Source organism: Microbacterium sp. Se5.02b (assembly GCF_019464375.1).
In the GTDB taxonomy this organism is placed as follows: Bacteria; Actinomycetota; Actinomycetes; order Actinomycetales; family Microbacteriaceae; genus Microbacterium.
Genome location: NZ_CP080491.1, coordinates 1,758,216 through 1,770,949 on the forward strand (window position 1 = coordinate 1,758,216; position 12,734 = coordinate 1,770,949).

A 12,734-nucleotide genomic window follows, 5' to 3' on the forward strand; every position below is an offset into this window, starting at 1 on the left:
CCCGCTCCTCGGAGCGCGGGACGAAGGACGCCCTGAGGGTTCCTGGACAGGGAGAGAACAATGGCAGGCGAACGACAGGCGCGTCTCGCGGATCGGATCCGCGTGATCCTCGCCGAACGGCTGGAGAAGGGGCTGCGTGACCCGCGCCTCGGCTTCGTCACGATCACCGACGTCCGCGTGAGCGGTGACCTCCAGCACGCATCCGTGTTCTACACCGTGCTGGGCACGGAGGAGGAGCGGATCTCCAGCGGCGCCGCTCTCACATCGGCGACCGGAATGCTGCGCAGCGAGGTCGGACGGCAGCTGAGCACGAGGCTCGTGCCGACACTCGAGTTCATCCCGGACGCGCTTCCGGAGAATGCGGACCACATCGGTGCGCTGCTCCGTGAGGCTCAGCAACGCGATGCCGATGTCGCGAAGCTCGCATCGTCGGCCTCCCATGCGGGGGACGCCGATCCGTACCGCACCGACGACGACGCGGAGTAGGCGCGGTTTGATACGCTCGGCCTCGCGGGTCAGGTACCCGCGAGGCTCAAGGGGATCGGTATAGAGGGAACCAGCACGACGGGGACCTCTTTCGTCGCGCCCGCCGTCGTCGGACTGCTGCTCGACGATCTGCACGACCGGGGCCTCGGATGCGCACCGCACGTGCTCGGGCGTCTGACCGTCGATCTCGGCTCGGATGTCGAGACGATCAGACAGGTCGTCGAACGACTGTCGGCGGATCAGCGCCACGGGCTGCGTCCGCTGCCGGGTCCGCTCCCGTCCGTGCCCGCCATCGCGAGCGCGTTCGAGGGACTGGAACTCGACAGCCGGGATCGTGAGCTGCTGCTCGGCGTCGCCGTCGCACTCGACGACAGCCTCGCTCCGTTGCTGGATCTCGACGGACGTTCGCCCCTCGAGATCACCTCCGGCCCGATCGGCGAGCATCTCCTCGTGCACGCCGGGCATGTCAGATTCGTCGATCCGCGGCTGTCGGTCTGGATCAGGGCGACGTCGTCCGCCGCGACCGCGACCCGGGTGCATGAGCGGCTCAGCGCGATCCTCCGCCGGCGGGGCGACCACGTCGGTGCGGATTGGCATCACGCGCGTGGATCTCTCGAACGCGACCCCGCGACGGCGCCTCAGCTCATCAGGATCGCCCGCCGTCTCATCGGAGCGGGGCTCCCGGAGCGTGCGTTCCTGCTCGCTCGAGAGGCCGCGGCGCACGCGGTCGAAGGCCACCGCGATGAGGCCGTTCTCGTCGCGGGTTCCTCGGCGGTGGCGGCCGGGTACGCGGCAGAAGGCGCCGCATGGCTGGCGCGCCTCTTCCCCGGAGGTACGGCGAGCTGTCGGCGGAGAGGGCTCGGCGGCCTGTTCGTGGCGCACGCGCTCATGACGGGAACGGTGCCCGACGTCGACCCTCGCGCTCTTCGTCCGCTCGGGGATGTCGACGACTGGGGGCAGTGGACGAGAGCCGCGGCCCTCGCGGCGCTGATGTGCGCGGAGAGGCAGGATCGCCGCGGAATGCGCGTCTGGCTCGACGAGGTCAGGCAGGGCGCCGCCCGCATCGGCGTCGAACGCGACCTCGGAGACCAGGTCGTGGCGCTGAGCTGGCTGATCGCCGGGGAGCGCGACGTCGACGGGCCGAGGGGTTCGCGCTCGGTGAGCGGCGCGATACTCGATGCGTTGCGCGCCGCGATGGGCGGTGACCTCGACCGGGGGCTGCGCCTGCTGGCGCGAGATGATCCCGCGATTCTCTCGGTCGACGATCCGCTCGTCCCCGAGCACGAGCGCACCCCGCTGGTGCAGGCGTACCGTGTCGTGGTCGAGGTGCTTCTGCTCGCGTGGCGCGGTGATATCGGTGCGGCGCGGGACAGGCTGTTCGAGGCCGCGCTCGTCCTTCCCGTCGCGATGCCCTTCGCAGGGTTGGGGTGGTGCTCGCCCGCCGCCTCGATCTCATCGTCCTCGGCGAACTCGGCCCCTACTCCCGCGCGCTCACCGACGCGCTGCCACCGGGCGTGCGGATCGACCTTCTCATCGATCGAGGGCTCCGGGAGTACCTCGCCGGCTCGTTCGATGACGCGGTGGCGAGCGTCCGCCTCTGGGCCGATCTCGGAGGAGTGAGGCCCGCGATGACGGTCCCGGGTCTCGAAGAACTCGCGGTGGGTGCGGGGATCCGTGAGGACACGGTCGTCACGATGGCGCCGCCCGACATCGTCCGCGCCCAGAGCCTGCGCGCTCGGCTGGCTCGCGCAGGAGAAGGGCGGTGGCGGTCGGAGTGCGACGAGGTCCGTGAGGCCGCACGGACGCTCAGCTCGCCGTTCGCGCGTGCGCGGGTGGAGGGCATGCTCGGGACCCAGTTCGCTATCCGGGACGATCACGTGTCGGCGCGGATCCATCTTCTTCACGCGGAGCGGCTGTTCGAGCTCTCGGGAGCGACGGCATGGGCGCGGGCGATCCGTCGACGCCTCGACAGACTGGACCGGCGAGAGGGCAGCACGGCTCCGGCGATCGATGCGCTCTCGGCCTGCCGTGCCGCGTGGTCGTCACAGCTCACGGCGCGTGAGCTCGAGGTCGCGATGCACGCGATCCGCGGGGCGGCGAACCGTGACATCGCGGAGGCTTTGAGGGTGTCGGTCCGTACCGTCGAGGTGCACCTCGGCCGCGTGTTCACCAAGCTGGAGGTGCGCAGCCGGGTCGAACTCACCGTGTTGGCTCACCGAGCAGAGCAGCACCTCTGACGCGTCGTCAGCGGGGAGGAAGAGCGTGGCCCCGTCGGCCTCCGCGAGCCCGTCGGCGATCAGCGAGTCGATCGCGCGATCACGCTGCCGCTGGTCGGGCCAATCGGGCAGGACGGACGGCAACGGAGCCCCTTCCGGCGCGACGTCTCTGAGCAGTCGGAGGACGGCGCCGCGGGCCTGGCGGTCCGACCCTTCGTAGGTGGCCTGGCGCCGGCGTCCGTCTCCGGTGTCGGGACGCCCGGCCCCCAGCCAGGCGCACTCGTGCGCGAGCGGGCACACGTCGCACCGTGGCGCTCGGGAGGTGCACACCGTGGCGCCCAGCTCCATGGCCGCTGCGTTGAACTCTGCGGCCTCCTCGACCGTGTCGGGCAGCAGCGACGCCATCAGCTCGAGGTCTCTGCGGGAAGGAGGTGCGGGCTGGGCTCGACCCTCGATCGCCCTGGCGAGCACGCGACGCGTGTTGGTGTCGACGACGGGGTGGCGATCACCGTACGCGAACACGGCGACGGCCCTGGCCGTGTAGTCGCCGATACCCGACAGCGCGAGCAGCGACTCGATGTCACGGGGGACCGCACCGCTGTGTCGGGCGGTGATCTCGACGGCCGCTCGATGCAGCCACAGCGCTCGTCGGGGATAGCCCAGGTTCGCCCACTGCTGCACGACATCCGCCGTCGACGCCGCGGCCATGGTGGTCGGCGTAGGCCAGCGCTCGAGCCATGCCTCCAGGTGCGGGATGACCCTCGTCACCGGCGTCTGCTGCAGCATGAACTCGCTGACCAGCACACCCCAGGCCCCGAACTCCTCGTGGAACTGTGGCCGGCGCCACGGCAGATCACGAGCGGTCGCCCGGTACCACGTCGACAGGCGCGACGCGATGTCGGCAGGGGCCTGCGGTACGGGCATCCCTTCAGCCTATGCGAGCGCGGGCGGGATCCCTGGTCGGAGGCGTCGGTGCGCCGGGAGTGCGCGGGTGCCGTCGGTAGGCTGGGAGGATGGTCTCGCCCGGCATCCTCCTCGTCGACAAGCCCTCCGGGCTCACCAGCCACGACGTCGTCGCCCGCACGCGCCGTGCTTTCGGTACGCGCAAAGTCGGTCACGCTGGCACCCTCGACCCGATGGCGACCGGTCTGCTGGTGATCGGGATCGAGGGCGCGACCCGTCTGCTGACCTATGTCGTCGGCGCGGACAAGACCTACCTGGCGACGATCCGCCTCGGCGAGACCACCGCGACGGATGACGCCGAAGGGGAGACGATCGCGACCGCGGCGCCGGAGGCCTGGGATGCCGTCACGGATCCGGCTGTGCGGGCAGGCATCGCTGCGCTCACCGGGGCGATCTCACAGGTTCCCAGTGCCGTCTCCGCCATCAAGGTCGACGGACGTCGTGCGTACGACCGTGTGCGCGCGGGCGAAGAGGTCGTCCTCGCCGCACGCGACGTCGTCGTCTCCCGGTTCGAGCTGATCGAGGCGAGGCGAGGTGACGGCTCCCTCGACCTCGATGTGGTGGTCGACTGCTCTTCCGGAACCTACATCCGCTCACTCGCCCGTGATCTGGGAGCTGCTCTGGGCGTCGGCGGGCACCTGACCGCGCTGCGGCGCACCAGGGTCGGTCCTTTCGACGTGACCGACGCCGTCGCCCTCGAAGGCCTCGACGACGCCGACACGCTGACTCCGGCGGAGGCCGCAGGTCGCCTGCTGCCGGTGCTGGACATGTCGAGCGATGACGCGCGCGACCTGCGTCAGGGGAAGCGCCTCGCCGGGCAGGCGGGACGACTGACAGCTGCGCTCGCTGCGGCCGTCGATGAAGACGGGGTGCTCATCGGTATCGTCGAGAAGCGCGGCGCAGACCTGAAGAGCGCCATGAACATGCCGGAGGGCGAGCGATGATCCTGTGGTTCACTGTCGTGCAGATCGTGGTGGCCGTGGCTGCCGGGGTCTTCTGCCTCGTGGCGGGACTCATGGGTCGTCGACCGAGCGACTTCACCGTCGGAGCCCTCGCGCTCGTCGAGGTGCTGCTGATCGTCCAGGTGGTCGTGGCGATCGTCGCGCCCCTCGCGGGCAACCCGCCGACGGGTGACCTGCTCGAGTACTGGGTCTACCTCGTCTCGGCCGCGCTGCTTCCTGCGGGCGCGGTGCTGTGGGCCCTGATGGAGCGCAGCAGATGGAGCACCGTCATCCTCGGTGTCGCTGCCCTGGCCATCGCCATCATGCTGTGGCGCATGCAGGTCATCTGGGCGATCCAGGTGGCGTGACGTGCGGCGTCGGGGCGGAGTCCCGGTGTCCCGCGCGGCTCTAGGATGGAATGCGCTATGAGCACCACCGCCCCCACCACTCGGATGACCGGAATCGGTCGCGTCCTCGTGATCGTCTACGCCGTCATGGCGCTGGCCGCCACGGGGCGCAGCTTCGTGCAGATCGTCCGCCGGTTCGACGAGGCGCCCCTCGCGTATTCGCTGTCCGCACTCGCCGCCGTCGTCTACATCCTCGCCACTCTCGCACTCGTGCTCGCCCGTCGTCGCGGCTGGTACACGGTCGCCTGGGTCGCCATCGTCTTCGAACTCACGGGCGTCCTCGTGGTCGGGCTTCTGAGCATCCTGATGCCGGCGCTGTTCCAGCACGAGACCGTGTGGTCGCTGTTCGGGCGCGGGTATCTGTTCATCCCGTTGGTGCTCCCGGTATTCGGGATCTGGTGGTTGCGCACGCACCGCCCGGTCGACGCCGCGCGACCGCTCGAGGTCGGCGCATGATCGTCTTCCGGAGTCCCGAGGAGGTTCCTGCCGGCTTCGGACCGAGCGCGGTCGCGATCGGCAAGTTCGACGGCGTCCACGCGGGGCATCGGGCGGTCATCGCACGGCTGAACGAGGCGGCCGCAGCCACCGGCAGCCGGTCGGTCGCCGTCACTTTCGACCGCAACCCCCTCGCGATCCTGCGCCCGGACCGGTGCCCAGAGAACGTGGTCACCGTCGACCGCAAGCTCGAGCTGCTCGGCGAGCTGGGCATCGACGCGACGCTCCTGCTGACCTTCGACGAACAGCTCGCGGCGCGCAGTGCCCATGATTTCGTCGTCGACATCCTGGTGGGCGCACTCGAAGTCTCGACGGTGCTGGTCGGCGAGGACTTCCGCTTCGGGAACAAGGGGGCGGGCACCCCGGAACTCCTCCGCGAACTCGGGCCGCGCTACGGCTTCGCGGTCGAGGTCGTCGACGACGTGTATCTGCCCGGATCCGAGCGTCGTGTGTCGTCGAGCTGGATCCGTGAACTCCTGATGGAGGGCGATGTCGCCGCCGCCGCGAAGGTGCTCGGCCGCTACCCCGACGTCCGGGGCGAGGTCGTCCACGGTCTCAAACGTGGCCGCGAACTCGGTTTCCCGACCGCCAACCTCTCGACGATCGTCGATGCGTTCGTTCCGGCAGACGGCGTGTATGCGGGGTGGCTGGTGGATCACGACACCGGGATCCGGCATCCGTCCGCGATCTCCGTCGGCACGAATCCCACGTTCGACGATGTCCTGGTCCGCCAGGTCGAGGCGCATGTGCTGGGGGAGACCGGCCTCGATCTCTACGGTCATGACGTCACGGTCGAGTTCGTCGAGCGCCTTCGCGGCATGGTGGCCTTCGAAGGCATCGAGAAGCTGATGGACCAGATGGCAACCGACGTGACGGATGCCGCTCGGGCTCTCGGACTGCACACCTGATCGTCGCTCCGGTTCGACGTGTCGGCGTGGGTGATCCCCGTGGCTCGGCTGTGATGGCATAGAATAGGTCTCGGCTCCCGCCGATCCTCGCGCTTCTCGCGTGCCTCGTCGGGAAGAAGATCCACTGTTCGTACGGTCCTGGCTCACGCCACACGCGGACAACGAGAACGGCCCGCGACTTCCTGGGGAAGTCGGAGCCTTCACGCTCAGGAGGAGCATGCCGACCACGGCAACCGCCGCCACGCGGCGAAAGAAGACGTCCCGTCGCGACGACGAGGCACCCCTCATCCCGATCCTCGCGCGCAAGGTGCGCGAGATCGAGGCGAAGTCGCAGCGGGGGAAGCTGGGCCCGACGAATCGGGTGAAGTTCCAGGTGATCGCCTTCCTGGTGCGAGAGGAGCGCGCCAGGGTGAAGGCGGACGCCGAGATCGGCGACCCCGCGCGCGCCGAGCTGCTGAAGCGGCTCGACGGCGTGGCGACGATCCTCGCCAAGACGGCCGCACGCGACACCTCGCTCATCCAGTTGCTGGAAGCCGACCAGGCGACGTCGCCGGTCGCCAAGCGTATGCGCCGTGACTGGCTGCTCGAGTCCGGCGCGGAGCTGGCCCCGGAGGAGCTGATCATCGCCGACGCCGCACCCGTGCAGATCTCGGTCGTGCCGGCGGCGATCGCCGAACGCCAGGTCACGCCGCCGTCCGTCGAGGCTCGTCAGCTGGCGAACCCGTTCCTCGCACCGGATCTGACACCCCGCTCGACCGCGACTCCCCGTCGGCGTCTCGACGGCTGGGAGCTCATGGGCCCCCTGTACAAGGCTTTCGAGACCGGGGCCGGTGGCTCCGCCGCGTCGATGGAGCTCCCTCCGGCGCCAGAGTTCGATCACCTCTCGCCCAAGGGGCTCGAGATCATGGTGCACCAGTCCCGGTTCCTCGAGGCCGTGAAGGCCGGGCACCGCAGTTTCCTGCTGGCGGATGAGCCAGGGCTCGGCAAGACCGCGCAGTCGGTCCTCGCCGCATCCGTCGCCGGCGCCTACCCGCTGCTCGTCGTCGTGCCCAACGTCGTGAAGATGAACTGGGCGCGCGAGGTCGAGCGGTGGACACCGCAGCGTCGCGCCACGGTGATCCAGGGCGACGGCACCGACATCGACGCGTTCGCCGACGTGTTCATCGTGAACTACGAGATCCTCGACCGACACATGTCGTGGCTGGCCTCGATCGGTCTGCGCGGCATGGTCGTCGACGAGGCGCATTTCATCAAGAACCTGTCGTCGCAGCGGTCGCAGAACGTGCTGTCGCTGGCCACTCAGGTTCGTGAACGCACGCCCGGTCACGATCCGCTCATGCTCGCCCTCACCGGTACGCCGCTGATCAACGACGTCGAGGACTTCGACGCGATCTGGCGCTTCCTCGGCTGGACGACGGGCGAGAAGCCGGGTCCCGAGCTCATGGAGAAGCTCGACGCCACCGGCTTCACCCCGGCCGACAAGGCGTTCTACCCCGAGGCGCGAGATGCCGTCATCTCGATGGGCATCGTGCGACGCAAGAAGAAGGACGTCGCGGCCGACCTGCCCGACAAGCTGATCGCCGACCTGCCGGTGCAGCTCGACGACGAGTTCGGGCGCAGCATCCGTCAGGCCGAACGCGAGCTGGGTGAGCGGCTCGCCGCCCGCTACCGCCGCATCATCGAGGCGCGAGGCGACCGAGGGCTGGCGCCGGGCGAGATCGACGACGACATCGTGCGTCTCGTCGCGCAGAACGAGCTCGAGGAGTCGAAGGCGGCAGGCACAGGCGGAGACAACGTCTTCACCATGGTCCGCCGGATCGGTCAGGCCAAGGCGCAGCTCGCTGCGGACTACGCCGCTCAGCTGCAGCGCTCGGTCGGCAAGGTGGTCTTCTTCGCGAAGCACATCGACGTCATGGATCAGGCCGAGGCGCACTTCGCCGCCGCGGGGATCCGTGCGGTGTCGATCCGCGGAGACCAGACGTCCACCGCGCGTCAGCAGGCGATCGACGACTTCAACGGAGACCCCTCGGTCGGGATCGCGGTCTGTTCGCTCACCGCGGCCGGCGTGGGACTCAATCTGCAGGCGGCGTCGAACGTCGTGCTCGCCGAGCTGTCGTGGACGGCCGCCGAGCAGACGCAGGCGATCGACCGCGTGCACCGCATCGGTCAGGATGAGCCCGTCACCGCGTGGCGGATCATCGCCGCCCACACGATCGACACGAAGATCGCGGAGCTCATCGACCAGAAGCAGGGCCTTGCGGCGCGGGCACTCGACGGTGAGGCCGTCGAGGAGTCGGCCGGCGAGCCCGTGCAGCTCGCGGCACTCATGCACCTGCTGCGCCAGGCGCTCGGCGGAGCGTGATCGTCAAGAACTGCGGTTCTTAACGCACGATTCACGCGTCTCGCACGCCGCATCGGGAAGTTCGTCGATATCGGCGGAACCGCGTGTCAAGATCGGCGTTTTTCGTCGACCCCGAATAGCGCCCGAGCACACCGGGGCGCTAGTGTCGATCGAAGGCAGCGCGGCCTCTTTCCCCCATCTCCCGAACGTCTGAAGGCACCAGCATGAAGATCGGCATCCTGACGAGCGGCGGCGACTGCCCCGGCCTCAACGCGGTCATCCGCGGCATCGTGCTCAAGGGCACCACCACGTACGACCTGGAGTTCGTCGGCATCCGCGACGGATGGCGTGGCCTCGTCGACGGCGACTTCATGCCGCTCACGCGGCACGAGGTGAAGGGGCTCTCCAAGGTCGGAGGCACGATCCTCGGCACCAGCCGCACGAACCCCTACGAGGGCGAGCGCGGGGGAGCCGAGAACATCGCCAAGACCCTCTACGGACACAAGATCGACGGCATCATCGCGATCGGCGGGGAGGGCACCCTTGCCGCCGCCGACCGGCTCGCGAAGGACGGCATCAAGGTCATCGGCGTGCCGAAGACGATCGACAACGATCTCCAGGCCACCGACTACTCCTTCGGCTTCGACACCGCGGTGAACATCGCGACGGATGCCATGGACCGTCTGCGGACCACGGGCGACTCGCACCAGCGCTGCATGGTCGCGGAGGTCATGGGGCGCCACGTCGGATGGATCGCCCTGCACGCGGGCATGGCCGCAGGCGCGCACGTCATCTGCATCCCCGAGGTTCCGATGTCGATCGACGACATCACCGAGCTCGTGACCAGCGCCCACGACCGTGGCAGGGCACCGCTCGTCGTCGTCTCCGAGGGGTTCAAGCTCCTCGGCATGGACGAGGCATACAGCGACAAGGGGCTCGACGCCTTCAACCGTCCTCGCCTCGGCGGCATCGGAGACCAGCTCGCGCCCGAGATCGAGCGCATCACGGGCATAGAGACCCGCGCCACGATCCTCGGACACATCCAGCGCGGTGGATCCCCGTCGGCATTCGATCGGGTGCTGGCGACGCGGCTCGGCCTCCACGCCGCCGACGCGATCGTCGACGAGGCATGGGGACAGATGGTGGCGATGCAGGGTACGGACATCGTCCGTGTGCCCTTCGCCGATGCGCTGGGCGAACTCAACACGGTGCCCCGCTACCGCTACGACGAGGCGGCGGCACTCTTCGGCTGATCGCCTGAACTCGCTCGACAGCGCTGCGCTTGGGCGGATCAGGGTCGTCCCAGCATCCTGAGATCAGGCAATCGCGCCGAATCAGGCGACAGCTGACTGCATCGGCCTGATTCTGAGCTTCTGCCTGATCTTGAACTGTTCGCCGCACCGCGTGGTCCGAGAAACCGGCCGTCCGCAGAGCGGACGAGTGTGCGGCACCGTCGTGCTGACGCACCCATTCATCTGCAGAGATCGTCACGGCCCCACCCTGGCCGACGCTCGGCATGCCGCGGGGCGGTCGAGCCGCGGTAAGGGGACAAGTGCGACGGCTCGGCAGTTGTGGAGGAGTCGACGCATCCGCTCTGCTGCAATCGGAACAGGCGATAGCGCCGCATCAGGCAGGAAGTGAAGGAATTAGCCTGATTCGGCGTGATCGCCTGAACTCGCGTGATGTCTGAGGCCGCTGCAGGGTCGAGCGCGGCCGCTGCGCTCAGTCCTCGGCCAGGCCGAGCGTGTCGAGCAGCCACGCGAGTTCGAACGCCCGCTCCTTCCAGGAGTTGTAGCGCCCGCTGACCCCGCCGTGCCCCGCGACCATCTCGCACTTGAGCAGCACATCGGAGGCCCCGGCCTCGCGCAGTCGTGCCACCCATTTCGCAGGCTCGACGTACAGCACCCGGGTGTCGTTGAGCGAGGTCACCGCGAGTATGCGCGGATACTTCACGCCTTCGCGGACGTTCTCGTACGGGGTGTAGGACTTCATGTACTCGTACACGTCCGGGTCGTGAAGAGGATCGCCCCACTCGTCCCACTCGATCACCGTGAGCGGAAGCGACGGGTCGAGGATCGTGGTGAGGGCATCCACGAACGGGACTCCGGCGAGGATGCCGGCGAAGAGCTCGGGCGCGAGATTGGCGATCGCGCCCATCAGCAGACCTCCCGCGCTGCCTCCCTCCGCCACAAGCTGACTCGGCGCGGTGACACCGGTGGTGACGAGGTGCTCGGCGCAGGCGACGAAGTCCGTGAAGGTGTTGCGCTTGTTCAGCAGCTTCCCGTCTTCATACCACTGGCGACCCATCTCTCCGCCGCCGCGGACGTGCGCGACCGCGAAGACGACCCCGCGGTCGAGCTCGGAGAGACGAGCGACGGAGAATCCCGGGTCGATGGAGTGCTCGTAGGAGCCGTAACCGTACAGGTGCACAGGTCGGGTCCCGGCCCCCGGCTCCCCGAATGCGCGCTTCCACACGAGGGAGATCGGCACGCGCACCCCGTCGGACGCCGTCGCCCAGTCGCGTCGCTGACCGTACTCGGCGGGATCGTAGCCGCCCAGCACGGTGACCTGCTTCCGAAGGATGAGTGTCCGGTCTGCCAGATCGAGGTCGTACACCGTGCCCGGGGTCACGAACGACGTGTACCCGAGGCGGAGGAACGGCGAGTGCCACTCCGGGTTCCCGCTCACGCCGGCGGAATAGAGAGGCTCGTCGAACGGGATCTCGTCGACGGCGTCCGTCGCGTAGTCGAGGAGTCCGACGCGCTCGAGGCCTTCGCTGCGGTACTCCACGGTCGCGAAGTCGCGGAACGCATCCATGCCGAGCAGACGCCGTCCCGGTTCGTGCGCGATGACCACGTGCTTCTCGCCCCGAGGGTCGGACGCCGCCACGGAGACGAGTTCGAAGTCGAGAGCGTCATCGTTGTGGAGGATGAAGAGGCGGTCCTCCCCGTCCACCACGGCGTGGTCGATCGAATACTCGACGCCCTCGCGGCGGGGCCAGACCAGTCGCGGCTCGGCGGTGAGTTCGCCGGTCAGATCGACGAGGTACTCCTCGCTCGTGATGCTGGACCCGACGCCGATCACGAGGTACCGGCGGCTGCGGGTGATCCCGGCGCCCAGCCAGAACTTCTCGTCGGGTTCGTGGAAGAGGCGGACGTCGTCGGCGACCGGTGTTCCGAGACGATGCAGCCACAGCGTGTCGGGGCGCCACGCCTCGTCGCGTGTCGTGTACAGCACGCCCGTGCCGTCCGGTGTGAAGAACGCGCCGCCGGTGTTCGGGATCTCGTCCTCGAGCGTCTCGCCCGTGGTGAGGTCGCGCACGTGCACGGTATAGAGCTCGTCGCCCTCGAAGTCGGTCGACCACAGCAGCTTCGTCGCATCGTCCGAGGTGTCGAAGGCGCCGAGAGAGAAGAACTCGTGGCCATCGGACTCGACGTTCCCGTCGAGCAGGACGACTTCGCCGGGTACCGGGACCCCGGGCACGAGCGACGGGGGAGTCCAGTCGTCTTCGGCGGCGGCCGCCCGGCAATGGATGCCGTACTGGGCGCCCTCCTCCGTGCGGCTGTAGTACCACCAGCCGCCGCGGCGGGTGGGCACCGAGAGGTCGGTCTCCTGGACCCGTGCCTTGATCTCCTCGAACAGCCGACTGCGGAGATCGGCCAGATGCGCGGTCGCGGCATCCGTATGCGCGTTCTCGGCTTCGAGGTGCGCGATGACCTCTTCGGAGTCCTTGGCCCTCATCCATTCGTACGGGTCGTCGAACGTGTCGCCGTGGTGCGTGCGGAGGGTGGAGCGGCGTGCGGCCAGGGGAGCGTCAGTCACCGTCCCACGCTATCCCAGGTCGAGTTGACCGGCACGGGGGAGGGTGGGAGGATTTACCGGGGCCGGTTAACGGAAGTCAAACCCACGGTGAACTCTTCGTTCGTCACGTCGATCCCGTCGACAACTCCTTCTTCCTCAACGACCGAAAGCGAACG

At 68.8% G+C, this 12,734-nt stretch carries 10 protein-coding genes and 1 pseudogene; 9 read left to right on the forward strand and 2 right to left on the reverse strand.

Annotation, left to right across the window (positions count from 1 at the left end; translation table 11 throughout):
* Positions 1–60 precede the first annotated feature (60 nt).
* The 3 genes from rbfA to K1X59_RS22835 all read left to right on the forward strand — a co-directional run bounded on the left by rbfA (position 61) and on the right by K1X59_RS22835 (position 2,723).
* The gene (rbfA, locus tag K1X59_RS08680; RefSeq protein ID WP_021199404.1) at positions 61–486 is read left to right on the forward strand and encodes a 30S ribosome-binding factor RbfA; all 426 of its coding nucleotides are present in this window, start codon (positions 61–63) and stop codon (positions 484–486) included.
* A 162-nt stretch (positions 487–648) separates the two neighbouring features.
* Positions 649–2,106 carry a hypothetical protein gene (locus tag K1X59_RS08685; protein ID WP_220174150.1) on the forward strand — a complete coding sequence of 486 codons (1,458 nt, stop codon included), beginning with the start codon at positions 649–651 and terminating at the stop codon, positions 2,104–2,106.
* Positions 2,107–2,561: 455 nt separating this feature from the next.
* Positions 2,562–2,723 carry a helix-turn-helix transcriptional regulator gene (locus K1X59_RS22835; RefSeq protein WP_396652588.1) on the forward strand — a complete coding sequence of 54 codons (162 nt, stop codon included), beginning with the start codon at positions 2,562–2,564 and terminating at the stop codon, positions 2,721–2,723.
* A 12-nt stretch (positions 2,724–2,735) separates the two neighbouring features.
* On the opposite strand, the pseudogene K1X59_RS08695 reads toward K1X59_RS22835, so the two are convergent.
* Positions 2,736–3,626, reverse strand: a pseudogene (locus K1X59_RS08695) (A/G-specific adenine glycosylase); the annotation flags it as partial.
* Between the two features lie 89 nt (positions 3,627–3,715).
* On the opposite strand from K1X59_RS08695, the gene truB reads away from it, so the two are divergent.
* The 6 genes from truB to K1X59_RS08725 all read left to right on the forward strand — a co-directional run bounded on the left by truB (position 3,716) and on the right by K1X59_RS08725 (position 10,010).
* Positions 3,716–4,609 (forward strand): tRNA pseudouridine(55) synthase TruB, encoded by an 894-nt coding sequence (gene truB / locus K1X59_RS08700; RefSeq protein ID WP_183152500.1) that lies wholly within the window; start codon positions 3,716–3,718, stop codon positions 4,607–4,609.
* Entirely contained in the window at positions 4,606–4,974 is a 369-nt protein-coding gene (locus tag K1X59_RS08705) for a hypothetical protein (RefSeq protein WP_183152501.1), read from the forward strand. Before truB ends, K1X59_RS08705 begins: the two co-directional genes overlap by 4 nt.
* A 57-nt stretch (positions 4,975–5,031) precedes the next feature.
* Positions 5,032–5,469: a hypothetical protein gene (locus K1X59_RS08710; protein WP_244632542.1), complete on the forward strand. Its 438-nt coding sequence runs from the start codon at positions 5,032–5,034 to the stop codon at positions 5,467–5,469.
* Positions 5,466–6,416 (forward strand): bifunctional riboflavin kinase/FAD synthetase, encoded by a 951-nt coding sequence (locus tag K1X59_RS08715; RefSeq protein WP_183152502.1) that lies wholly within the window; start codon positions 5,466–5,468, stop codon positions 6,414–6,416. Before K1X59_RS08710 ends, K1X59_RS08715 begins: the two co-directional genes overlap by 4 nt.
* 217 nt (positions 6,417–6,633) lie before the next feature.
* Positions 6,634–8,778 carry a DEAD/DEAH box helicase gene (locus K1X59_RS08720; RefSeq protein ID WP_220174151.1) on the forward strand — a complete coding sequence of 715 codons (2,145 nt, stop codon included), beginning with the start codon at positions 6,634–6,636 and terminating at the stop codon, positions 8,776–8,778.
* A gap of 203 nt (positions 8,779–8,981) precedes the next feature.
* Positions 8,982–10,010 carry a 6-phosphofructokinase gene (locus K1X59_RS08725; protein ID WP_183152503.1) on the forward strand — a complete coding sequence of 343 codons (1,029 nt, stop codon included), beginning with the start codon at positions 8,982–8,984 and terminating at the stop codon, positions 10,008–10,010.
* Between the two features lie 469 nt (positions 10,011–10,479).
* Here K1X59_RS08725 and K1X59_RS08730 read toward each other — a convergent pair whose 3' ends face one another.
* Positions 10,480–12,579 (reverse strand): S9 family peptidase, encoded by a 2,100-nt coding sequence (locus K1X59_RS08730; RefSeq protein WP_183152504.1) that lies wholly within the window; start codon positions 12,577–12,579, stop codon positions 10,480–10,482.
* Between the last annotated feature and the right edge of the window lie 155 nt (positions 12,580–12,734).